This window comes from Burkholderia sp. NFPP32, assembly GCF_900119325.1.
GTDB classification, from domain to species: domain Bacteria; phylum Pseudomonadota; class Gammaproteobacteria; order Burkholderiales; family Burkholderiaceae; genus Burkholderia; species Burkholderia pyrrocinia_C.
Window position 1 is genome coordinate 463,647 of record NZ_FPJP01000004.1, and the last position, 23,017, is coordinate 486,663.

22 protein-coding genes, 2 rRNA genes and 2 pseudogenes are annotated in these 23,017 nt (G+C 60.7%); 13 read left to right on the forward strand and 13 right to left on the reverse strand.

The window, feature by feature from the left end; all coding sequences use genetic code 11:
- Positions 1-432: 432 nt before the first annotated feature.
- Entirely contained in the window at positions 433-975 is a 543-nt protein-coding gene (gene speG, locus BT264_RS11530) for a spermidine N1-acetyltransferase (RefSeq protein ID WP_034179469.1), read from the reverse strand.
- Between the two features lie 115 nt (positions 976-1,090).
- Here speG and BT264_RS38085 point away from each other — a divergent pair, with 115 nt between their 5' ends.
- The 4 genes from BT264_RS38085 to BT264_RS39860 all read left to right on the forward strand — a co-directional run bounded on the left by BT264_RS38085 (position 1,091) and on the right by BT264_RS39860 (position 3,404).
- A complete protein-coding gene (locus tag BT264_RS38085; RefSeq protein WP_143155698.1) occupies positions 1,091-1,297 on the forward strand; it encodes a hypothetical protein in 207 nt (68 codons plus the stop codon).
- A gap of 115 nt (positions 1,298-1,412) precedes the next feature.
- Positions 1,413-1,661, forward strand: a complete 249-nt coding sequence (locus BT264_RS11535) for a DUF2795 domain-containing protein (RefSeq protein ID WP_034179394.1) — start codon at positions 1,413-1,415, stop codon at positions 1,659-1,661.
- A 110-nt stretch (positions 1,662-1,771) separates the two neighbouring features.
- Positions 1,772-3,130 carry a sensor domain-containing diguanylate cyclase gene (locus BT264_RS11540; RefSeq protein ID WP_072437635.1) on the forward strand — a complete coding sequence of 453 codons (1,359 nt, stop codon included), beginning with the start codon at positions 1,772-1,774 and terminating at the stop codon, positions 3,128-3,130.
- 151 nt (positions 3,131-3,281) lie between these two features.
- Positions 3,282-3,404, forward strand: coding sequence for a hypothetical protein (locus BT264_RS39860; RefSeq protein WP_256260617.1), 123 nt, complete (start codon positions 3,282-3,284; stop codon positions 3,402-3,404).
- Between the two features lie 205 nt (positions 3,405-3,609).
- On the opposite strand, the gene mnmE is transcribed toward BT264_RS39860, so the two are convergent.
- Entirely contained in the window at positions 3,610-5,004 is a 1,395-nt protein-coding gene (gene mnmE, locus BT264_RS11545; protein WP_072437636.1) for a tRNA uridine-5-carboxymethylaminomethyl(34) synthesis GTPase MnmE, read from the reverse strand.
- A 338-nt stretch (positions 5,005-5,342) separates the two neighbouring features.
- On the opposite strand from mnmE, the gene BT264_RS11550 reads away from it, so the two are divergent.
- The gene (locus BT264_RS11550; protein ID WP_072437637.1) at positions 5,343-5,777 is read left to right on the forward strand and encodes a transcriptional regulator; all 435 of its coding nucleotides are present in this window, start codon (positions 5,343-5,345) and stop codon (positions 5,775-5,777) included.
- 130 nt (positions 5,778-5,907) lie between these two features.
- Here BT264_RS11550 and yidC read toward each other — a convergent pair whose 3' ends face one another.
- From yidC to rpmH, 4 genes are all read right to left on the reverse strand, one after another.
- Positions 5,908-7,572 carry a membrane protein insertase YidC gene (gene yidC, locus BT264_RS11555; RefSeq protein ID WP_072437638.1) on the reverse strand — a complete coding sequence of 555 codons (1,665 nt, stop codon included), beginning with the start codon at positions 7,570-7,572 and terminating at the stop codon, positions 5,908-5,910.
- A gap of 8 nt (positions 7,573-7,580) precedes the next feature.
- On the reverse strand, positions 7,581-7,847 hold the full coding sequence (gene yidD, locus BT264_RS11560) for a membrane protein insertion efficiency factor YidD (protein WP_009694594.1): 267 nt from the start codon (positions 7,845-7,847) through the stop codon (positions 7,581-7,583).
- A gap of 75 nt (positions 7,848-7,922) precedes the next feature.
- On the reverse strand, positions 7,923-8,384 hold the full coding sequence (gene rnpA / locus BT264_RS11565; RefSeq protein ID WP_021157986.1) for a ribonuclease P protein component: 462 nt from the start codon (positions 8,382-8,384) through the stop codon (positions 7,923-7,925).
- Between the two features lie 15 nt (positions 8,385-8,399).
- Positions 8,400-8,534, reverse strand: a complete 135-nt coding sequence (rpmH, locus tag BT264_RS11570; protein ID WP_004198824.1) for a 50S ribosomal protein L34 — start codon at positions 8,532-8,534, stop codon at positions 8,400-8,402.
- A gap of 421 nt (positions 8,535-8,955) precedes the next feature.
- On the opposite strand from rpmH, the gene dnaA reads away from it, so the two are divergent.
- The 4 genes from dnaA to BT264_RS11590 all read left to right on the forward strand — a co-directional run bounded on the left by dnaA (position 8,956) and on the right by BT264_RS11590 (position 15,625).
- Positions 8,956-10,533 carry a chromosomal replication initiator protein DnaA gene (dnaA, locus tag BT264_RS11575; protein ID WP_218173338.1) on the forward strand — a complete coding sequence of 526 codons (1,578 nt, stop codon included), beginning with the start codon at positions 8,956-8,958 and terminating at the stop codon, positions 10,531-10,533.
- Positions 10,534-10,702: 169 nt separating this feature from the next.
- On the forward strand, positions 10,703-11,809 hold the full coding sequence (dnaN, locus tag BT264_RS11580; protein WP_059605245.1) for a DNA polymerase III subunit beta: 1,107 nt from the start codon (positions 10,703-10,705) through the stop codon (positions 11,807-11,809).
- Between the two features lie 191 nt (positions 11,810-12,000).
- Positions 12,001-14,475, forward strand: a complete 2,475-nt coding sequence (gene gyrB / locus BT264_RS11585; RefSeq protein ID WP_072437640.1) for a DNA topoisomerase (ATP-hydrolyzing) subunit B — start codon at positions 12,001-12,003, stop codon at positions 14,473-14,475.
- Between the two features lie 364 nt (positions 14,476-14,839).
- Positions 14,840-15,625 carry a S1 family peptidase gene (locus BT264_RS11590; RefSeq protein ID WP_072437641.1) on the forward strand — a complete coding sequence of 262 codons (786 nt, stop codon included), beginning with the start codon at positions 14,840-14,842 and terminating at the stop codon, positions 15,623-15,625.
- A 55-nt stretch (positions 15,626-15,680) separates the two neighbouring features.
- Here BT264_RS11590 and BT264_RS11595 read toward each other — a convergent pair whose 3' ends face one another.
- Positions 15,681-17,501, reverse strand: coding sequence for an ATP-binding protein (locus tag BT264_RS11595; protein ID WP_072437642.1), 1,821 nt, complete (start codon positions 17,499-17,501; stop codon positions 15,681-15,683).
- Between the two features lie 374 nt (positions 17,502-17,875).
- Here BT264_RS11595 and BT264_RS11600 point away from each other — a divergent pair, with 374 nt between their 5' ends.
- Complete coding sequence (locus tag BT264_RS11600; RefSeq protein WP_072437643.1) at positions 17,876-18,085, forward strand: hypothetical protein; 210 nt, start codon at positions 17,876-17,878, stop codon at positions 18,083-18,085.
- A 150-nt stretch (positions 18,086-18,235) separates the two neighbouring features.
- Positions 18,236-18,481: pseudogene (locus tag BT264_RS39865) on the forward strand (site-specific integrase); the annotation flags it as partial.
- Between the two features lie 11 nt (positions 18,482-18,492).
- Here the strand turns inward: BT264_RS39865 and BT264_RS11610 are convergent.
- The 3 genes from BT264_RS11610 to BT264_RS40470 all read right to left on the reverse strand — a co-directional run bounded on the left by BT264_RS11610 (position 18,493) and on the right by BT264_RS40470 (position 21,346).
- Positions 18,493-19,455, reverse strand: a complete 963-nt coding sequence (locus BT264_RS11610) for a hypothetical protein (RefSeq protein ID WP_143155700.1) — start codon at positions 19,453-19,455, stop codon at positions 18,493-18,495.
- Between the two features lie 233 nt (positions 19,456-19,688).
- Entirely contained in the window at positions 19,689-20,723 is a 1,035-nt protein-coding gene (locus tag BT264_RS11615) for a DNA methyltransferase (protein WP_072437645.1), read from the reverse strand.
- Positions 20,723-21,346, reverse strand: coding sequence for a PAAR domain-containing protein (locus tag BT264_RS40470; RefSeq protein ID WP_072437646.1), 624 nt, complete (start codon positions 21,344-21,346; stop codon positions 20,723-20,725). Before BT264_RS40470 ends, BT264_RS11615 begins: the two co-directional genes overlap by 1 nt.
- Here BT264_RS40470 and BT264_RS39870 point away from each other — a divergent pair.
- Both BT264_RS39870 and BT264_RS11630 read left to right on the forward strand, forming a co-directional pair.
- Positions 21,266-21,943: a helix-turn-helix domain-containing protein gene (locus tag BT264_RS39870; RefSeq protein ID WP_256260618.1), complete on the forward strand. Its 678-nt coding sequence runs from the start codon at positions 21,266-21,268 to the stop codon at positions 21,941-21,943. The genes BT264_RS40470 and BT264_RS39870 overlap by 81 nt on opposite strands.
- A 111-nt stretch (positions 21,944-22,054) precedes the next feature.
- Positions 22,055-22,351, forward strand: a complete 297-nt coding sequence (locus tag BT264_RS11630; protein ID WP_072437680.1) for a hypothetical protein — start codon at positions 22,055-22,057, stop codon at positions 22,349-22,351.
- Positions 22,352-22,542: 191 nt separating this feature from the next.
- Here the strand turns inward: BT264_RS11630 and BT264_RS38095 are convergent.
- The 3 genes and pseudogenes from BT264_RS38095 to BT264_RS11640 form a co-directional block, all read right to left on the reverse strand.
- Positions 22,543-22,620 (reverse strand): annotated as a pseudogene (locus BT264_RS38095) (cytochrome b); the annotation flags it as partial.
- A gap of 77 nt (positions 22,621-22,697) precedes the next feature.
- Positions 22,698-22,810, reverse strand: a 5S ribosomal RNA gene (gene rrf, locus BT264_RS11635).
- Positions 22,811-22,939: 129 nt separating this feature from the next.
- Positions 22,940-23,017 (reverse strand): 23S ribosomal RNA (locus tag BT264_RS11640); the annotation flags it as partial.

The window sequence follows — 23,017 nt, forward strand, 5'->3', positions numbered from 1 at the left end:
GTGAACCCGCGTTTTTTACTTTAGAAGACCGGCAAGTGATAGCAAGCACATTTGTTGTGCGACCGCAATAGCGGCGGATTGTCGCACCCCGTGCGCAGCCCGTTTTCCGTGCGGGACCACGCCTGCCGCGTGGCGGACAGGCTCGTGGCGCCGGGCGGAAAGCATTACCCGGCAAGACTTTCAGCAAAGTTACAAGGCGGCGATTGAACGGTTTGGATAATCCATTTCGATATCCGGATCATTTTGATGCGCCGCACATAAAGTCATTCGAAACGATCCGACTTTACCGCAGCGCGGAATCGCATTTACCTGATACAAGAAAAATGCCAGATATAAGCGCATCCGTATTTATCCGTGTTTCCCCGCATGCATCCTGCGCCCGCGGAGGCCGTGCCGCAGGCGTCTTTCGTCAGCGTGTTTACCCTGCCTTATTCAGGCCGATTGCTGGCGCTCGAAATAATCGCGCTGGAAGATGCACATGCGATAAGCATTGTGATACGCACCGTTGCCAAAAAATTCTTCCTTCAATTCAGCCTCGTGCTGGAACCCGCATTTTTCGTACACGTGAATCGCCGCCGCATTCGTCGTATCGACGATCAGGTACAGCTTGCGCATGTTCAGTACGTTGAATGCGTACTTGATCGCGAGGCGCGTCGCCTGGCCTGCATAGCCGCGCCCCTGGCATTGCGGCGCGATGATGATCTGGAACTCGCCGCGGCGATGGATGTAGTCGAGCTCGATCAATTCGACGAGACCGACCAGTTCGCCTTGCGCATCGACCGCGACGAAACGGCGCTCGCGCTGGTCGTGCACGTGGCGATCGTACAGTTGCGACAGTTCCGAGAAGGTTTCGTACGGCTCCTCGAACCAGTAGCGCATGATCTTCGCGTCGTTGTTCAGTTCGTGGACGAAGCGCAGGTCCTGGCGCTCCAGCGGCCGCAGCGCAAGCGTGTTGGTATCGTTCTGGAGTTGCATGTTCATGTCCTTTTTGATGCCGGCGCACGTGCGGCACGCCCGCGCGGCTCGGCCGCGCTCGGGCCCGTTCCGCACTGTAAGAAGTTGAACGCGGGCGAAGTTCAGAGCCTAGAATGTGAGCAAGGGTTCCTGCCACTGCAGGGAGGCTATCGTGATCGAGCAAGTCATACTCGGTATTTTTCTCGTACTGCCGCTCGTGATCGTCACGGCGCTGTTTTCCGACGAACTTTGGCAGGAACATCGGCGCCAGCATCCGCGCGACGAAAACGCCCCGCACATCGACTGGAAGCATCCGTGGCGCCGCGTGCGACGCGGGCATTGAGCCGATCTCCGTCGATCCGCGTCACGCGCCGGCCGGGCCACTCCGGGCCGGGCAACGCGTGATGCACCCTTATTCCGCTTCGAACCGATTCCCGCCCAACCCGCGAGACGCCGACGTGAACGACAAGCCCGCCCTCCCTCCGCACGATATTCCCAACGAAACGATCGACCTGCAGATCGCCGACGTGCTGGCGGCCGTCCGCTACCCGGCGAACAAGGATGCGATCGTCGATGCCGCGCGCGATGCCGGCGCCAGCAACGAGGTGCTGTCGATGCTCGACGGCCTGCCCGAACAGGACTACGCGGACGTCGACGCCGTCACGCACTGGGTCGCCGGCAACTTCGGTCCGGGGCTCGGCATTTGAGCGCGCGCCAATAACGCGATAGGATCGGGCCGCACCGGTCGCGCCGCGGCCGGGATGCGCGCCGCCCGGCGCAAGACCGGGCGTTTGCGCACGCGTGTCCGGGGGACTCCATGGAAGGCATCCTGATACAGCACACGACGCGTCGTCAGCTCTGGTTCGGCGCGCTGACGGCGCTCGTCATCCTGCTCGCGCTCGGAATCGCCGCGCCGCACGCGAACGTCACGCTGCCGGCCGTCGAGCCGTTCATGCCGATGTGCGCGCTCACCGTGTTCACGACCGCGAGCATCGCCGCGTTTTTCCTCGGTGCGCAGTTCACCGTGACGCGCCAGCCCGTGCTCGGCGCGCTCGGCGGCGCCTATGCGTTCACCGCGCTCGCCGTCGCGCTGCAGTTGCTCACCTTTCCGGGCGTGTTCGCGCCGCATGGCCTGCTCGGCGCACGCCCGCAAAGCGCCGCGTGGATGTGGATCTTCTGGCATGCGGGCTTCCCGTGCTTCGTGATGGCCGCGCTGCTCGCGCGCGAACGACTGACGCGCGCACCGGTCGGCGAACAGCAGACGCGCCGGTGGACCGTCGCGCTCGTCGGCGGGCCGGCCATCGCGGCCGCGCTGCTGTGCGCGCTCGCGCTGAACGTGTCGCTGCCGCCCGCGTTCCGTCCGCCCGGCGACGCGGCCGTGCTGCCCTTCAATGGCGTCGCGCTCGCCGTGTGGATACTCAATGCGCTTGCGCTCGTGGCCGTGCTGGCCACCGGCCGGCTGCGCACGACGCTCGATCTCTGGCTCGCGATCGCGGTGCTCGCGTGCCTCACCGACACGACGCTGAACCTGCTGACCACGAACCGCTTCACGGTCGGCTGGTATGTCGCGCGCGTGTTCAGCATGTTCACGCCCGGTGTGCTCGTGTGCGTGCTCGCGTGGGAAGTGACGATGCTGTACCAGCAGTTGTTCGAGGCGCATGCAACGCTGATTCGCTCTTCCGCTCGCGACGGGCTGACGGGCGCGTTCAACCGCAGCCACTTCAACGATCATTTCCACACGCTGTTCCTGCAGGCGCGACGGCAAGGCGAACCGCTGTCGCTGCTGATGGTCGACGTCGATCACTTCAAGGCATACAACGACGCGTTCGGTCACGTGAAGGGCGATGCGTGCCTGATCGCGATCGCAAATGCGCTGGCCGGCGCGGTGAGGCGGCCAGCGGATATCGTCGCGCGTTACGGCGGCGAGGAATTCGCGATCGTGCTGCCGAACACGGGTACGCGCGGCGCGCGGGTCGTTGCCGAGGAAGCGCACGAAGCGGTGCTGCGGCTGGACCTCGCGATGCCTGCTTCGCCGGCAGGACGCGTAAGCGTCAGCGTCGGCTGTGCGACCGTGTCGGCCGACGATCTGTCCACGCCCGATGCGTTGATCGAAGCCGCCGATGCCGCGCTGTATCGTGCGAAGGATACGGGGCGAAACAGGGTTGTGGTCGCCTGAATACGTCTGCTGTTTGGGGTATTTGTTACGGTCATTTTGACCGGAATAATGCGCCGTTACGCAATGCGGGGCAGGGATACCAATGCTTACAGCCCCTGTTGCGGGCGCTCGCTATGCTCGGTTTCATATCGAACCCGAGCAGGTGAGCGCCATGAAGAAAACCCTTTTGCTGATTGCCGGCGTCGCCGTGCTATTGAGCGGCTGTATCGTGGTGCCGGACGGCGGGTACTACGGTGGTGGCGGGTATTACCACCATCATCGGCATTGGGATTGAGGACGCCAGCCACACGTTGCATCACACCCTGGGTCCCGGATGAATGTCGGCCGCGTAATACGTCGACGCGAGGCCGCTGACACGCGATCCGGATCGAATGCATGCATTCGAATCGACGTCGGCAGACTATGCGCTTCCCGCTATAAGGATTGGAGGCACGGGGACTATCGGCGACGGACATTGGAACACCTGCGCCGACTACCCGTTATTTCCCAATACAAAACCTGCTGAAAATCACCCCCAGCAGGTCATCCGAAGTGAACTCCCCGGTAATCGCATTGAGCTGTTCCTGCGCGAGCCGCAGTTCCTCGGCAAACAGATCCAGCGACTGCGCCCGTTGCTCCGCATGATCCGCCGCCTGCGCCAGATGCTCCTGCGCAGCCCGCAACGCGATCAAATGCCGCTCGCGCGCGAGATACACGCCTTCGGCCCCCGCCTGCCACCCCGCGATCCGCAGCAACTCCGCACGCAGCATGTCGATCCCGTCGCCGCGCTTCGCCGACAGATGCACCTCGGTCAGATCGCCTTCCGCCGCTGGATGCTCGACGCAGGCCGGCACGCCGGTCAGATCCGTCTTGTTCAGCACCCGCACCACCGGCACGCCGCCCGGAAACCGCGCGGCGATCGTCTCGTCATCCGGCGTCAGCCCCGTGCGCGAATCGAGCAGATGCAGCACGACGTCCGCGCGCTCGATCTCGCTCCACGTGCGCGCAATCCCGATCCGCTCGACTTCATCCTCCGTCTCGCGCAACCCGGCCGTATCGATGATGTGCAGTGGAATCCCTTCGACCTGGATCGTCTGCGCAACCTTGTCGCGCGTCGTCCCGGCGATCGGCGTGACGATCGCCAGTTCCGCGCCGGCCAGCGCATTCAGCAGCGACGACTTGCCGACGTTCGGCTGTCCGGCAAGGACGACCGACAACCCTTCGCGCAGCAGCGCACCCTGTCGCGCATCGCCAAGCACGTGCGCGAGCTGCGCACGGATCTTCGCGAGCTTGCCGCGTGCATCGGCAGCCTCCAGGAAGTCGATCTCCTCTTCCGGAAAATCGAGCGTCGCCTCGACCAGCATCCGCAGCGTGATCACGTCTTCGACGAGCGCATGGATCTGCCGCGAGAACGCGCCATCGAGCGAACGCCCGGCCGACCGCGCGGCGGCCTCGGTGCTTGCCTCGATCAAGTCGGCAACCGCCTCGGCCTGCGCGAGGTCGAGCTTGTCGTTCAGGAACGCGCGCCGCGTGAACTCGCCCGGTTCCGCGAGCCGCAGCCCGAAGGCGCGCCCCGCATCCAGGCAGCGCTGCAGCAGCAGTTGCATCACGATCGGCCCGCCATGCCCCTGCAGCTCGAGCACGTGCTCGCCGGTGTACGAATGCGGTGCCGGGAAATACAGCGCGATCCCGCGGTCGAGCGGCGCGCCGTGCTCGTCGAGGAACGGCACGTAGCTCGCATGGCGCGGCGCGAGCTTCTGCCCGCACAGCGCGTCGATCAGCGGCAGCGCGGCCGCCTCGCCGCCGCGCCCGAACGACACGCGGACGACGCCGATACCGCCCCGGCCGGCAGCAGTGGCAATGGCGACGATCGGGTCGGAATCGGTAGCGAGCATGGGAATCGGATGAATCGGGTGATCAGGCAGTGAGTGGTGCGCCCGCGCAACAGTTCGGGCATCGGAACGCCGGCATTGTAGCGTGCCGGCTCATACGCCACCGGACGCCACACGGGATTCGGACTTGCCCGAATTTATCCCACCGGGGATAAGTCGAGTATCAGTCCAGCGCGATGACACAGCCACCGTTTCGGACTAGTCTGCCTGCCGGAGCGGCCTGACACTGCGTCCCTCAATTCCGCTGCTCATCCTGCGCCAGTCCGGGATTAGTCCGAACGAGATATGTTTATCTCATGCGGTTGTCTGAAAGACGTCGGTGGAATTGCACAATCTCCCCCATGCCGACATCCGAAGAAAAAGCCGCGTTCTCGGAACGCCTGAAATTCGCCCTGCGGCGCAGTCCGGAGAAGGTCGCCGGCGCGACGGAGCTTGCGAACAAGTTCAATCTGCGCCACCGCGGAACGCATCCCGTTTCGCCGCAAACCGCGCACAAGTGGCTGACGGGCCGCACGATTCCGACGTCGGACAAACTCGAAACGCTCGCCGAATGGCTGCGCGTCGAACTGCACTGGCTGCATTACGGGCCGTCGCCGAGCGTGATCGAACATCCGACACCGCAACCGCTGCCGCGCGACGCACGCTATCCGCCGACGCCCGAAACGATCGAACTCGCGTCGAAGATCGAGGCGCTGTCTCCGCATCATCGCTACCTCGTTCAGGAACTGGTCGAGCAGTTCTACGGCGATCCGAAAATCGAAGCGAAGAAATCCTGACGGGGAACGGCACGCGCATCGCAAAACCGCGCGCCGCCGCCCAGAAGCAAAAAAGCCGCATGGGCGAACCATGCGGCTTTGTTTTTTGCGCGCATCGCGAGCGGCTCGCCGCCCGCGTGTGCCAAGGACGTCAGGCCGGTTTCTTCTTGACCCCGCCGAGCTTGCGCGTGATGTAGTACTGCTGCGCGATCGACAGCACGTTGTTCACGACGTAGTACAGCACGAGGCCGGCCGGGAAGAAGAAGAACATGACCGAGAACGCGATCGGCATGAACTTCATCATCTTCGCCTGAACGGGGTCCGGCGGCGTCGGGTTCAGGCTCGTCTGCACGAACATCGACACGGCCATCAGCACCGGCAGGATGAAGAACGGATCGCGCTGCGACAGGTCGTGAATCCACAGAATCCACGGCGCGCCGCGCATTTCGACCGACGCGAGCAGCACCCAGTACAGCGAGATGAACACCGGGATCTGGATCACGACCGGCAGGCAGCCGCCGAACGGATTGACCTTCTCGGTCTTGTACAGCTCCATCAGCGCGGAGTTCATCTTCTGCGGATCGCTCTTGAAGCGTTCGCGCAGCGCCTGCATGCGCGGCGTGATTTCCTTCATGCGCGCCATCGACTTGTAGCTCGCGGCCGACAGCGGGAAGAACACGGCCTTGATCAGCACCGTCAGCAGCACGATCGCCCAGCCCCAGTTGCCGACGTAGCCGTGGATCTTCTCGAGCAGCCAGAACAGCGGCTTCGCGATGATCGTCACCCAGCCGTAGTCCTTCACGAGTTCCAGGCCCGGCGCGATGCCTTCGAGCATGCGCTCTTCTTCCGGACCGGCGAACAGGCGTGCCTGCACGTCGGCCGACTGGCCCGGGGCGATCGCCGCGACCGGCTGCTTCACGCCGACGCGGTACAGCGCCGGATCGATCTTTTCAGCGTAGATGTCGCGCTTCACGCCCGACTGCGGAATCCATGCCGACGCGAAGTAGTGCTGCACCATCGCGACCCAGCCGTTGTCGGCGGACTTCTCGAAGTTCGCCTTGTTCTTGTCGAGGTCGCTGAAGTCGATCTTCTGGAAGTGCTTCGCGTCCGTATAGACCGCCGGCCCGAGGAACGTGTGCGAGAACATCGGCGTTTCGACGGCCGTGTTGTCGCGGACGAGTTCCATGTAGACCGTCGGCGTGACAGGCGCCGTGCCGACGTTGTCGATCTTGGTATCGACGCCGATCACGTAGCTGCCGCGCGTGAACGTGTAGGTCTTGATGACCTTCACGCCGCCCTTCACCGGCGATTCGAACGACAGCTTCAGCGTGTTCTGGTCGCCCGTCAGCGACGTCGAGCCGGCGTTCACCTGCGTGTAGACGTCGTTGTGGTTCGGGAAATCGCCGCCGAGCAGGCCCGAGCGTGCGAGATACGTGTGGCCGGCCGTGTGGTCGAACAGCGTGATGTACAGGTCGGGCTGCTTGCCGTCGCCCTGCTTCTTCAGCGTCAGCTTCGCGAGCGTGCCGCCGCGCGTGTCGATTTCGCCGTCGTAGACGTCGGTCGAGAACTTCACGAGCTGCGCCTGGGCGGCCGGTGCCGTCGTCGACGGTGCGGCGCCGGCTGCGGCGGCAGGCGCTTCACCTGCGGTCGTCGTCGCGCCCGTGCCCGATGCGCCGCCGGCAGCCGCCGCGGGGGCCGTCTGCGTGGCGCTCGGGAAGAACATCGACGGGCGTCCATGGGAACGCTGCCAGTTGTCGTACAGCATGACAGCTGACATGAAGAAGATCACCCATAGGACGGTGCGTTTGATATCCATGCGTTGTCTCAGAGTCGATGGGACCGCGCGTCGGCTTCGCCGCGAGCGCGAGTGTCGGAGTTGGGCGGCGGGACGAGGTCGATGCCGCCCGCGGAAAACGGATGGCATCGGCACACGCGCCTGACGGCGAGATACGTGCCGCGCGCGGCGCCATGATACTGGATTGCCTCGCGCGCGTAATCCGAACAGGAAGGATAAAAACGGCAACGGTTGCCGAGCAGGGGGCTCACGGCAACCTTGTAGAAGCGCAGCAACGCGATCAAGACCGTTTCCATACCTTGGGCGGCGCCGTTCGGCGCCGCGTCAAAACCGGCCGGGCGGGCGCGAACGCCGCACCGGGCACGGATGCGTCACTCGGACGCGGGCTTCGACGCACGGCGGGCGATTTCCCGGACTGCCCTGTCGAGCAGCTCGCGGATCTCGGCCGCGCACATCGCCGCGAGCGGGGCGGAAGCCGCGCTCGGCAGCGCTTTCTTGTCGAAGCGCGTGTGCTGCCGCAGCAGCAGGTCGTAACCGGCGAACTCGGCCCGGCGCAAGCGAAACGCGTCGCGCGCCAGCCGCTTCACGAGATTACGCGTGACTGCACGCGGCGCATACTTCTTGCCGACGACGAGCCCCAGACGCGCGGGCTGACCGGTCGGCTTGCCGTAAATCACGAAGTGCGCGGAACGCCGCCAGGGGCGCAAACGAAAAACGGATGAAAATTCATCCGTTTTCAGAAGTCGCGCAGCTTTCGGGAAGGCGGCTTTCGTCTGCGACGGATTCGCACCCGGCTCGACGGCACCTTCCGCAGGACTGCGGACGGCGGACACAGCGCGCAACCCGCCTTAGATGGCGAGGCGCTTGCGGCCCTTCGCGCGGCGAGCGTTGATGACCTTGCGGCCACCTGCCGTCTTCATGCGGACACGGAAGCCATGGGTGCGCTTGCGGCGCGTCACGGACGGTTGGTAAGTACGTTTCATGATGTTCTCACTTGTTCGAGAATGTCGAAATTCAGGGGACCGCGTGCCCTTAACCGGAGGCATTCGGGCGAACGCAATCGCCGGGAATACAGGATTGGTTTTCGCGGAACCCGCTATTTAAACCGTTTTTCTCTTGACGGTCAATACTTTACGCGTCACGCGCCTGTGCCGGCCCGCGCCGATCCGGCCCCGCGACCCACAAATCCAGCCTGTGGATAAGTCCCGCTGTGGCCGCGTTTGGCGTTAGAATCTCGCCTTATCTCCAAGAATCCCGCAGGCCGCTTCGGCTCCCGCCTGCCTCTCCACGACTGTGACGCAGGCGTCCGAGGCACGCTCGCACGACCGCTTCGGGCCTTGTTGCGTGACCGCGACAAGGGCGCCGGCGAGCCGCGCTGTGCATGCAAAAAACGACAGCTACTTGATGAACGATTTCTGGCAACACTGTTCCGCACTGCTGGAGCGCGAGCTGACGCCCCAGCAGTACGTGACGTGGATCAAACCCTTGGCCCCGGTGGCCTTCGATGCGTCGGCGAACACGCTGTCCATCGCCGCGCCGAACCGCTTCAAGCTGGACTGGGTCAAGAGCCAGTTTTCGGGCCGGATCTCCGATCTGGCCCGGGATTTCTGGAACGCGCCGATCGAAGTCCAGTTCGTCCTCGATCCGAAGGCCGGCATGCGCAGCGCCGCTGCCGGCGCCGCGTCGGCAGCCCCGCGCGCGCCGCTGCAGCCGGGCGGCCCGGCCGCCACGGTGGCCGCGATCGCCGCGAACCTGACCGCGCATGCCGCGGCTGCGCCCGCCGCGCCGGCCGACATACCGATGACGCCGTCGGCGGCCGCCGCGCACCACCTGAACGCCGATGACGCCGACATCGACCTGCCGAGCCTGCCCGCGCACGAAGCGGCCGCCGGCCGCCGCACGTGGCGCCCAGGCCCCGGCGCGGCCCCCGCCAACGGCGGCGAAGCCGATTCGATGTACGAACGCTCGAAGCTGAACCCCGTGCTCACGTTCGACAACTTCGTGACTGGTAAAGCGAACCAATTGGCGCGCGCCGCCGCGATCCAGGTCGCGGACAACCCCGGCATCTCGTACAACCCGCTGTTCCTGTACGGCGGCGTCGGCCTCGGCAAGACCCACCTGATCCACGCGATCGGCAACCAGCTGCTGCTCGACAAGGCCGGCGCGCGGATCCGCTACATCCACGCCGAGCAATACGTGTCGGACGTGGTGAAGGCATACCAGCGCAAGGCGTTCGACGACTTCAAGCGCTACTACCACTCGCTCGACCTGCTGCTGATCGACGATATCCAGTTCTTCTCCGGCAAGTCGCGCACGCAAGAGGAATTCTTCTACGCGTTCGAGGCGCTGGTCGCGAACAAGGCGCAGGTGATCATCACCAGCGACACGTATCCGAAGGAGATCTCGGGGATCGACGATCGCCTGATCTCGCGCTTCGACTCGGGCCTCACCGTCGCGATCGAGCCACCCGAGCTGGAAATGCGCGTCGCGATCCTGATGCGCAAGGCGCAGTCGGAAGGCGTGAACCTGTCGGAAGACGTCGCGTTCTTCGTCGCGAAGCACCTGCGCTCGAACGTGCGCGAACTCGAAGGCGCGCTGCGCAAGATCCTCGCGTATTCGAAGTTCCACGGCCGCGAAATCTCGATCGAGCTGACCAAGGAAGCGCTGAAGGATCTGCTGACCGTGCAGAACCGGCAGATTTCGGTCGAGAACATCCAGAAGACCGTCGCCGACTTCTACAACATCAAGGTCGCCGACATGTATTCGAAGAAGCGTCCGGCGAACATCGCGCGGCCCCGGCAGATCGCGATGTACCTCGCGAAGGAACTCACGCAGAAGAGCCTGCCGGAAATCGGCGAGCTGTTCGGCGGGCGCGATCACACCACCGTGCTGCACGCCGTGCGCAAGATCGCCGACGAGCGCAGCAAGGACGCGCAGCTCAACCACGAGCTGCACGTGCTGGAACAGACGCTGAAGGGCTGAGCGCGCGGGCGCGCTTGATAATTCGGCCTCCGCCCCAATTTAAGGGGGGCGGTTCGGTTTTGAGGCACAATACTGGTTTGACCGCTCCGGCGGTGGCGGGCCAAGAGCCCGGCCGGCGGGGCGCTGCGTGGCTGCTGCGCTGCAGGCCGTTACTCAACGAAGGAACTCTATGCAACTGGTCAAGACCGAACGAGACACACTCCTCAGGCCGCTGCAAACGGTCAGCGGCATCGTCGAACGCCGCCATACGTTGCCGATCCTCGCCAACCTGCTGATCACCAAGAACGGCCCGGACGTTTCATTCCTGTCGACCGACCTGGAGCTGCAGATCACCACGCGCGCCGATTTCGGCGTCGGCGGCGACCAGGTGGCCACCACCGTCGCGGCCCGCAAGCTGCTCGACATCCTGCGCGCGATGCCTGACGGCCAGGTCACGCTGTCGCTCGCCGACAAGCGCCTCACCGTTCAATCGGGCAAGAGCCGTTTCGCACTGCAAACCCTGGCGGCCGACGAGTTCCCGACCGTCGCGCAGGCGAAGGATTTCGGCGCCACCCTCACCGTCCCGCAGAAGTCGTTCCGCCAGTTGCTCGGCATGGTGCACTTCGCGATGGCGCAGCAGGACATCCGCTACTACCTGAACGGCATGCTGCTCGTCGTCGACGGCGACCAGCTGATGGCCGTGGCCACCGACGGCCACCGCCTCGCGTTCTCGTCGATGAAGATCGAAGGCGGCACGTTCGGCCGCCAGGAAGTCATCGTGCCGCGCAAGACGATTCTCGAGCTGCAACGCCTGCTCGAGGACATCGACGACACCGTCACCATCGACATCGCGCAAACCCAGGCCAAGTTCACGTTCGGCCAGGTCGAGCTCGTGTCGAAACTCGTCGAGGGCAAGTTCCCCGACTTCCAGCGCGTGATCCCGAAGGCGCACAAGAACACGTTCGAGATCGGCCGTGAAGAACTGCAGCGTTCGCTGCAGCGTGCGGCAATCCTGACCTCGGACAAGTTCAAGGGCGTGCGCTGCATCATCGCACCGGGCCAATTGAAGATCATGTCGACCAACGCCGACCAGGAAGAGGCGCAGGAAGAACTGGAAATCGCCTACCAGGGCGACACCGTCGACATCGGCTTCAACGTCACGTATCTGCTCGACGTGCTCGCGAACCTGAAGGTCGACACCGTGCAGGTGAGCCTCGGCGACGCCAGCTCGAGCGCGCTGATCACCGTGCCCGAGAACGACGAGTTCAAGTATGTCGTGATGCCGATGCGCATCTGACGCGCTCGACATAGCGACACACACCAGGGGGCGGCAAGCCCCTTTGGCGTTTTTATGGCGAACCGACAACCCGTCCCTTTGGTGCCCTAACGGCACCTCGGACGGGCCAGGAAACTGGAGCGGCCCGGCGATTTCTCGCTGAAACGCACCGCGCCGCCACGAGAGTGGCCTCGCAGAACCGGAAGATATCCATGAGTGAACAGCACAATTCGCAACCCGATAACAGCAGCTACGGCGCCTCGTCGATCCAGATCCTCGAAGGTCTGGAGGCGGTGCGCAAGCGCCCCGGGATGTACATCGGCGACACGTCGGACGGCACCGGTCTGCATCACCTCGTGTTCGAGGTGCTCGACAACTCGATCGACGAAGCGCTGGCCGGGTACTGCAACGACATCCAGGTGACGATTCACGTCGACAACTCGATTACCGTGACCGACAACGGCCGCGGGATTCCGACCGACGTGAAGATGAACGACAAGCACGAGCCGAAGCGCAGCGCCGCCGAGATCGTGATGACCGAGCTGCACGCCGGCGGCAAGTTCGACCAGAACAGCTACAAGGTGTCCGGCGGCCTGCACGGCGTGGGCGTGTCGTGCGTGAACGCGCTGTCGAGCTGGCTGCGCCTCACCGTGCGCCGCAACGGCAAGAAGCATTTCATGGAGTTCCATCGCGGCATCGCGCAGGAGCGCGTGCTCGAGAAGGTGGACGGCGTGGAAGTGTCGCCGATGCTGGTGACCGGCGATACCGAGAACCGCGGCACCGAAGTGCACTTCATGGCCGATCCGACCATTTTCGGCACGGTCGAGTATCACTACGACATCCTCGCGAAGCGCATGCGCGAGCTTTCGTTCCTGAACAATGGCGTGCGGATTCGCCTGACCGACCTGCGCAGCGGCAAGGAAGACGATTTCGCGTTCGCCGGCGGCGTGAAGGGCTTCGTCGAGTACATCAACAAGACGAAGACCAACCTGCATCCGACGGTTTTCCACGCGATCGGCGAGAAGGACGGCGTGGGTGTGGAAGTCGCGATGCAGTGGAACGACAGCTACAACGAGAACGTGCTGTGCTTCACGAACAACATTCCCCAGCGCGACGGCGGCACGCACCTGACCGGCCTGCGGGCCGCGATGACGCGCGTCATCAACAAGTACATCACCGACAACGAAATCGCGAAGAAGGCCAAGGTCGAAACGACCGGCGACGACATGCGCGAAGGGCTGTCGTGCGTGCTTTCCGTGAAGGTGCCGGAGCCGAAGTTCAGCTCGCAGACGAAGGACAAGCTGGTTTCGTCCGAAGTGCGGGCGCCGGTTGAGGAAGTTGTCGCGAAGGCGCTCGAAGAGTTCCTGCTGGAAACGCCGATCGACGCGAAGATCATCTGCGGGAAGATCGTCGAAGCCGCGCGGGCGCGCGATGCTGCACGGAAGGCACGCGAGATGACGCGCCGCAAGGGCGTGCTCGACGGCGTCGGCCTGCCGGGCAAGCTCGCGGACTGCCAGGAGAAAGACCCGGCGAAGTGCGAAATCTACATCGTCGAGGGCGACTCGGCAGGCGGCTCGGCCAAGCAAGGGCGCGACCGCAAGTTCCAGGCGATCCTGCCGCTGCGCGGCAAGGTGCTGAACGTCGAGAAGGCGCGCTACGACAAGCTGCTGTCGTCGGAGCAGATCGTGACGCTGGTCACGGCGCTCGGGTGCGGCATCGGCAAGGACGATTACAACCTCGACAAGCTGCGCTATCACCGCATCATCATCATGACCGACGCGGACGTCGACGGTGCGCACATCCGGACGCTGCTGCTCACGTTCCTCTATCGACAAATGCCGGACATGATCGAGCGCGGGTACGTGTATATCGCGCAGCCGCCGCTTTACAAGATCAAGGCGGGCAAGGACGAGCGGTATCTGAAGGATGATGTGGAGCTGAACGCGCATATGCTGCGGTTGGCGCTGCAAGGGTCGGAGCTGGTTCCTGGCGAGAACGCGGCGGCGATTTCCGGCGATGCGCTCGGGGAGCTGGCGCGGTCGTATCTGCTGTCGCAGAGCGTGATCGATCGGTTGAGCCGGTTGTATGACCCGGCGGCGCTCGAGGCGATCATGGATGGCGTGGCGATCGATCTTTCCAACGAGGCTTCGACGGAGGCTTCGGCGAAGGCTCTTCACGCTGCGTTGCATGACGAGGCTTTGAAGAACGAAGTTCGCGTGGTGCCTGCGTATGACGCCGTTCGCGAACAGCGGTCGCTGCATGTCGAACGTACCCATCACGGGAATGTGCGAGTTTCGGTCATCGATCAGGAGTTCCAGCACACGGCGGATTATCAGCAGCTTGTGGCTACTGCGAATACGTTCACGGGGCTTATTGGGGAAGGTGCGGTTATCAAGCGTGGTGAGCGCAGTATGGCTGTTACCGACTTCAAGAGCGCGATGAAGTGGTTGCTTGCCGATGCGGAGCGGAACGTTTCGAAGCAGCGGTATAAGGGGCTCGGGGAGATGAACCCCGGGCAGCTGTGGGAAACGACGATGGATCCGGCGGTGCGGCGACTGCTGCGTGTGCAGATCGAGGACGCGATTGCCGCGGACGGGATCTTTACTACGCTCATGGGGGATGATGTCGAGCCGCGGAGAGCGTTTATTGAGTCGAATGCGTTGCGGGCGGGGAATATTGATGTTTGACGCATTTCGGTAGTGCAGGGAAGCGGAATTCATTAGACTATCGCCGAATTGCTTAGACGCGAAACAACGGAAATGACTAGACTTTCGTGATGTTATTGCGGAGGAAAGAGCACATCGGTCCCGCACAAGGATCTCATGTGCTGTTACATCTGGAGGAAAAACAACGCCTTCGCAATGCGAAGGTCGCGAGTTCGATCCTCCTTCACTCCACCATAAATTCCAGCAAAAAAACGCGCTACGTCTTGCGATGTAGTGCGTTTTTTGCATTCTGGCGCAGGTCTTTGCACACGGCGTGTGGCAAATTTGTGGCCCTTTTTCCCATTCGTCGACAGTGTGAAATTGAAAGAGGTTACTCGTGAATCGCATGAAAATGCTTTACTCCACGCTTAGGGAGCGTGTTGTCCGTGTAACGGTTGAGGACTCGAACGGCGATACATCCACGGGGACGGCGTTCCATATTGGCGAAGGGTATTTCGCTACGGCGAGACACGTCGTGCAAGGCTTTCATGGCGTTCAGTTGGACCACACGGAAGGCCTCGACATGATCCAATCCATCGAAATATTGTCGACATACTATCCGTCGGATGAAACCATTGACGTCGCGGTGCTGAAGACGAACGTACGCTTTACACCCGGCCACTTACGGAACTACAAAAATTCGCACCAAAGCGCCCTGCATGGGTTCAAGGGAATCCCGTTTGGCTTCCTAATCGACGATGCCGTGAGTGATGACCACATCCTCAGTGAGGTTCTGTTGATGGGCTATCCGCAGATTCCCATGTCTGATCGCTCGCAACTGGTAGCGGTTCGCGGTGAAGTCAATGCAAGTATGAACAAGTACATCGGCTCGAACCATTATTTCCACTTAATCTCTACCGTAGCTCGAGGTGGTTTCAGTGGCGGTCCGGTGGTTGACGAATATGGAGTGCTGCTTGGCGTATTTATAGAGTCACTTGTCATGAACTCAAACCCGAACGAACTCGGATTTGCTACTGTCCTCTCGATTGAACCGTTGCTCCGACTTTTAAAGAACAACGGTATCGCTCTTCCCGCGAACTTCAATATCTTGGACAAGAATCAACCGATGGAATACGACGAGTGGTATGAGCAATTGAAGGCAGATGACTATTTTTGGATGCGTGACGGCTGAGACCGCGTCGGTATAGACGCGGCCCCAAACGCGCGTTCGCCCGCTCCCTCACCAATCACATCATTTCGCCGATCCGTCGAAACCAGCCAGCAACCTCACCCGCTGGGTCTCGCTCCGTTACCATCGCCGCGGTCATTTTCGGGAATGCCTTCTCCGCGAGGCGCAGTTTTGCTTTGGTATCTGACATCGCCGCATCGGTTTTCTGCTTTGCAAAAAATGCTTCTGCAAACAGCCTGGGTACGGCTTTGCCTTCGGCGTCGGGGTTGTCGGCCACGGCAACGTTGACATCGAAAGCGTCTCGGATTGCGTCAGCATGTAGATAGCATTCGATTTCATGCTTGCTTGTCAGTGTGGCCCAAGATCCGTCGCCACGCTTGTTCACTTCGGCGACAGAGGCAGCATATTTCGGCACATCGTTATCGTAAATGTGGACCTCCACACGATTGAGCGCGCGGAGGTAGCGCTCTGTAACCCAATGCTTGAGCGTCGATCCGCCGAGCAGAACAAAGGCAATCCGATCGTCCTTACTCAAGTCGGGAAGTGTGTTGTCGGCTTCATGCAGGGCGCGGCTAAGGTGCTTAAACGCAAGAACATCGGTCGGCCCCTCGACGCAAAACAAGACCCTTACTCGGCTATCCGGAATGACGCCAAGGGTCTCTGCGACTTGACCAAAGACATCAGCACCTTCCTGAATCACGGGCCGACCGTCGGCACGAGTCACGAACCTTATACTTGCCGTCGGCAACTCAGAAGCAAATCCGGGACTATGCGTGGTAAGTAGAACTTGACATCCGGTTTCCGATGCGAGTGTCTTGAACGAATCGATGAGGATGCGCTGATTGTTCGGATGTTGAGCGGTTTCTGGCTCCTCAATTGCATAGATGATGCTGCGGCTTGCTCCTGTCTTTAGTCTTCGCTCAGCTTCGGCCTTGAAGAAGCTGACCAGCACAAGACGGCGCACGCCACTACCGCGCTTGTTCAGCGGAATACCGTCGTCGGTATCCATGCCGACCGAAAACAGGCCTGTCCATTTAGCCGGAGTCGGCGGCGTAAACTGTGGTGTTAGCTCCTTTGCCAAGCCGGGGTCGATTGTCTTCAGCGCATCGTGGGTGCTCGCAGCAATTTGCTCAGCCTTTTCCTGTACCTTGGCCTGAATACGATTGATGTCTTCCTGCACTTCAGCAATGGCAGCGGCGACAGCGGCCTTCATCGGGTTTTGCACCTCGCCATCGGAATCGCGGCTGCTGCGATCGCTTTGGAACAGCGCATACATAGGTAAGTAATTTTCGAGCTGATCCCAGATTCGCTTGCTGTCTTCCTTCGGCTTCGAAACCGGTAGTGGAACTTCCCTCAGGTTCAAGTCCTCGACGGCAGCCCAGAGCGCCTGACGCATGCCGGGATTGCCTTTAAGGGCAATATCAAGGTTCTGTTCCTTGACGAGCTTCTGCAGGTCCTTTTCCTTCAAGTCCAGCAAATCCGCGACACCCGCGGCAGTCGGGTGGTTTGCAAGAATGAAGACTTCGCTGCTCGGCGTTTTCTTTCCGCAATCAAAGATCTTTTGAATCTTGAGCGTTCCGGTGCTGGACAGTAGGTATTCCGCCGCAAGCGTCGTGTCTGCGCCAGCGTCGAGCGTGAGCTTGTCAGGCAGATCGGAGAATTCACAGGTAATCGACACTAAAGGATCGCCGCTATAAATGTTGGCATCCCCCTGCTCTATCTTCACTGTATCGTTATTGAAGAAAATTTCCAGAGCTTCAAGAACTGAAGACTTCCCAATGTCGTTCTTGCCGACGAAAGTGGTCAGGTCGGCCATCGACACGGTGATCTCATTGAGATAACAACGGAAGTTCTTGATTGAAACGGATTCCAGTCTCATCGCAACCCTCTTTAGTTTTCGGGCCCGCCGATTGGGGCAATGAAATCTTACGCTCGTCCGATGAATCGTCGCCTATTTGGCTAGCCGAGCCATGCGCTGGTTGTATGACGTCGCGTTTGATGATGCCTTCCTTGCGTCGAGTAGCCAGTAGCAAGACGGTTTCGTTGAAAGCTTCGGAGGCAAGCTGCGTCTGGCCCCTATTGGTGAGACCAGTATGGGATTGCGTGGAGATCATTCGGCGCGCTCGCCAAGTTCCGCCGAGGAGTGGAGTAGCGGGCGCGACAAGATAACCTTGGCTTTGTTCTTGAGATGTATGGGCACACCCGGCAGGGTTGCGTTTTTTGGCACAGAATACGTGAAACGAGGAGCCGAGTATGCAAGCAGACAACCGGGACGCGTATTTGGACAAGATCAACAACGGCACGAAACAGGATCTGGACTCTTTCCTGACCTTCTTCCTGTCGGAATGCCCCGCCAGCATGGTCCCATCGAAAGAAGAAGTCCGGCGATGGGCCGAAGCACTGGAGGCGCGCGGCCCAGAATTCGCATCGGATGCTAAAGCTTACCGTGAGTGGTGCGACTGACGATGCACACGCAAAAGTAGTTCAGGTGGGCCGCTGCAATTGATGCAAAATGATGCCGTCGACATGCCCGACGCGATAGATCATTTCAAGAGTCGTTTGGACATGGAGAATTGCGCAGAGGAGGCCCGTGCATGAAAGGTCTACCTAGACGAGTACAAAGACGCCGGTCGGCGACCAAGTGTGAAGGTCCTGACGGACCTTCGCTTTCGTGATCTTAGGCACGAAGCCATGTCGCACTTGGCGTCGATCTTCCCCATGCACAGATCGACCAAGATCATGGGCCACAAGGATCCGCGCATGTTGATGCGGTACTACCATCCTCGTGCCGAAGACTTGGGAAAACGCCTTGCATCAACCCCTACTGCACGATTAGTTTCGACGGCGCTTGAAATCTGACCGACAGCATCCTATTCTGCCGGGTTGCCTGTTAGAGCGTCGTCGGCGGCGCCAGAAGGTGCATCATCTGCAGGGGCTTCCTCCTGCTCAGCGTTACGCCTGGACCTTCTAGTGCCGCCGCCATTGGTGCGCGTCGCCCTAGCAGCAGCAGTGCGAGCAGCCCTAGCCGTTCTTTCCGCCTCGGCTGCCGCTATTGCGACCGCAGCACCTTCAGCAATGACTTCCGCGATCTCACCGTACTTGGTGGCGACTTGCTCAGCGTACTCGGGTGCGATCGCGAACATTGCCATGTAATCGGAAGCAAGGTTGTCGAGCGCCTTGTTGATGCTGGCTGGAGTAGCTTTCTCACTGAACACTGCCAGGAATTTTCGCCAAGCGTCAATGGGGATGCCTAAAACAGGCTCCTTCAAAGTGGCGTCCACGTCAATGTCAATTACGCCGCAACGAGCCACGCGACCGAAATTCTTGCCACTGTCGCTGATGGCCTTGTCCGAGTATTTGTCTGCCTTGCCAGGATACGTCAGCCGGTGCGGTGCTAGCGTAATTCCGCGGGTCTCATTCGGCGTATCCGTTTGTCGAACAAACTCCCACCACCAATTGCGGACACGAGCAACGTGTTTTGCCTCTGCGATGATTGGTTTTAACAGCCGCGGGCGACCTGACACAACATTGTCGAACACCCATGGCATGACCACCAAAAGGTCAGCGTCAGCGCAGGAATCCTCGTTTGCATAAAAGCGAGCGGACGGCTCGGCCTCTTTTGCAATTGCGAACCAGCCTTTGAGCTCGATACCCATCAGAATTTGGGGCTGCGCGTCTGGATCCGTCGTTTTTAGCAGGACGTCCGGAAAAGTCTGCGACTGGCGCACGAAGGTGTAGGCCGCATAGGTTCTGGTTGGGTCCCAAAGCTCCCGTATCGCGTTCAGGCTGTCTACTACAGACTGTTCGATAGCAGCGCCAAGTGCGGTGTTCATCGTATGGAGGTCTGTGGCGGGGACGCCCGCGATGACAAGTGGGCTCTCGAAGCGCGCCGGTAGTGCGTGGAGCGCTGCGATCACATTCTTGTAAAGAGCGTGATGGGGCCAAGTATCGGGCGGCCCCCCAGCCGCAATCGGCTTCGCCGGAATAGTGGTAGCGGCCGCTATTACTGCCGTTGCTGCCGGTTGTTCTGCTTGTGCGTCATTCGGCTGGTTGGCTGGTGCCGTAGTCATGCGGCCTTCTCTCTTTTCCCTAGTCCGATTCGCAGGCGCTCCCCGGCAGCCTGGAAGTACGGCTCATAAATTTCTGCGGCGTAACCTCTTCTTCCCATGCGAGCGGCCGCAAGCGTCGCAGAACACATCCCGCCGAATGGCTCCCAAACAACATCACCCGGATCGGTGCTAGCGTTCACCTGCAGCTCCATCAACCGCAGGGGCTTTTGGTTGGCATGAAGATAGCCAGTACCATCGGCCACCTTAAGGCGGCTATTGCCATGGACAGGGGGTTCCGACCAAACGTTGGTCAGGCCGTGCACATGATTCCATTTGGCACGCATTTTCTCCCAGCGGCCCGCCTGAAACTGGCTCTGCCCGTCTAGGGAGAAGTACGGCACGTCTGTCGGGACGCCGTGACGAGTGCAGTAATCCGCCATAGCCTCCATCGCCTCGCCGGGCGGGAAGTACCAGAGGTGACACTGCGTCAGATACTTGCGAGTTGCAGCATTCTTGACCCCACAGGCCTCGTTGCTACGGTTCATGGGAAGGCCAGATCGCAGCCACTCAGCGCGCACCCACTCCTTCAGCGTTAGCGAATTGTCACCGGAGAGGAGACGGTTCTTGCGGGTATACCGCACCGCAACCTCAGTGGCCACCGGCATTCCGCGAATTGTCTTCGAGTTTACGTTACCAGCGATATGTTGGATGCCCTTGTCCCAAGTGCAGGCTTCGGCGTACTCCCAGCCGTGTAATTCGAGGATCGGGTGAACGGTAGCCCAAGCCAACTCAGACGACCAAAACCACAGGGTGCAGTCAGGGGAAGCATGGCGATGCCATGCAGCGGCGTGCGGGGCATACCAGGCAGGCAGTTCGGCTACCGTTTTCGGCTCACCGGGGAACTTGCCGAGGCCATAGGGTCCATCAGCAATAATGCACGTGGGCGCAGGCCAGTGCTCGTAGAGCTTCACAACGTCCGCGTTATAGACGAAAGCACCATCAACCCCAACGCTTGGGGTCTTGAGTAGGTTTGCAGGCTTTCTTTGGGTCATTACAACGACGTCCTTGGTACCGATTCGGCACACATTATGCCAGCAGGTTGATAGCGGAGTGTATTCGTCGCAACACTATCTCCAACGTCGACCAAGCCAAGATCTTCGCATCGGCCCAGTTGCTTAGCCCCACACTGCCATGCAGCTCGACAGGTACCCCGGCTATCGGTCAGCCCTTTGTACGTGGCACCGGTTGCGGAACGAATGTGATGCGGCACACCGGATATTGGATTTCCAGCACGATCCACAACTCGTACCTGCTCGTCGTACGATTCGCGACGACGCTTCGGGAGCGGATTTCCTGCAGGGCCGAAGCCCATCTCGGCGAGTTCGCCTGATGTGAAGTCCAGAGAAGCAGTATCTTGAGATGCCCGCATCACTGGGCGGGGATGGCAACGGCAAGCGCACAGATCACCATCTAGCGCAGCGCGCTTGCCCATGATTGAGTCTGGCCGTCGTGGCCCGTCACCGACGATGACGCCAATCGAGTCGCACGCCGAGCAGTAAACTTCGGCCCCCAGAAACGTCACCGGCGTACCGTGATGCATGAAGAAGTCCATGCCCTCCAGGACAACCCCGCCGTTAGACGAACGGTCTCCTTTCTTGAGATAGAACCGTTTCATTTTTCTTCGCCTTATTTTATTAGGTATGCGAAGTCATATCATGCAGATCATCACAAAACTATTGGACAGGTACGAAACCCTATCTACGGCCTGCGCAGATCAACTCGCTACATCTACCGATCGGCCAATCCGCACATCACGGTGATTTATGAGATGCGACAGACACTACACTGTCCATACACACTGATCGACGTATCCACCTCGCACCTCTTCGACTGTTCCATTACACCTATGGCTTTTTCGAATCGACTCGCAACCTTCCGCAAGCAGAGAGGGTTCACCCAACAGCAACTGGCCGATCGTGCAAAGGTTCATATGGTGCAGATCAATCGATATGAAGCCGGGCTGACGCGTCCGAATCTCGACGTGATGAAACGCCTCGCAATCGCTCTGTGTGTAAGCACCGATTCGTTGTTGTTTGATTCGAGCGAGCTTCGACTGGACGAGGACTTTCGCCCGATTTTTGAAGGCTTGCGGGCACTCGGCCCCGACGACAAGCTCGTCGCCAAATCGGTACTTGAGGCCCTGCTTCTCAAGCATCGAATGTCTGTCGGCGGTCCCGTCGCACCAGCAGTGGGAAAGATCGTTTCTCTCTGAAACGCGAATTCAATGAAAGACTGAAGAGAGCAAAGCAGTAAAAGCGCGGGCCGCATGGGCTGCCACCCATACGACCCGCTGACCACCACCAACTCGAACCAGGAGTCGGAAATGGCTGACGCCAATAGTAAGACACGTCGCAGGAAGAACAAACCCGTCAACATGCAAAAGACGTTTGAGCTGGTCCTCCGCAACTACCCGGACCTTCCCAAGCGCGGCTGGCCTTACCTGCCGTGGATGCAGGCAATCGATATCGATTTCAAGATCTTTGGATTCAAACCGGGCGATCGCGTCTACCTCGACGTCAACTACGTCACCCGGAAAATCACGATCTCGCCGGACTACAGCCAGCTAGCGCTGCGAGAGCAGCCTTACCACGACCCAGAACCGGAAGACCCGGTTGCATAACCAGCAAGGGCCGCTTTATGCGGCCCTTGTTGCCTCAGTGGTTGACTCGGCGTTCAGCGGATCTCTGCGCACCATTCCTTGGCTCAGCTAGCACCGCGGCTCTTCTACGGCCACCGTCAACAACCGTCACAACAGCGGAACGCAACCTTCCGTCATCACCTCCGCATCGGCGGCCCTCACGACTCCGCTTACCCTCTCGCCGAAAGCATCGCCCACCCGATCAGCGACATCGCGACCGTCAGTGCATTCCGCACGAGATGCGACCCATGCCGAGTGCACCAAACACATTTCCGTCGCTGAAATGCAAAAACCCCCGCCTTTCGGACGGGGGTTTCTGGCTTAGGGAGCCTGACGATTACCTACTTTCACACGGGAATCCGCACTATCATCGGCGTAGAGTCGTTTCACGGTCCTGTTCGGGATGGGAAGGGGTGGGACCGACTCGCTATGGTCATCAGGCAAAGAGGGTTGTCGCAACGCTTCGCGTTACGACCAATCAGGAAGAAGCAGTAATTCAGGTTGTGTGTATCACACACGAGAATCCAACCAGTCCGACGCGCTGTAATCAGCGCGAGACAGACTTGTTATAGGATCAAGCCTTACGGGCAATTAGTATCAGTTAGCTGAACGCATTACTGCGCTTACACACCTGACCTATCAACGTCC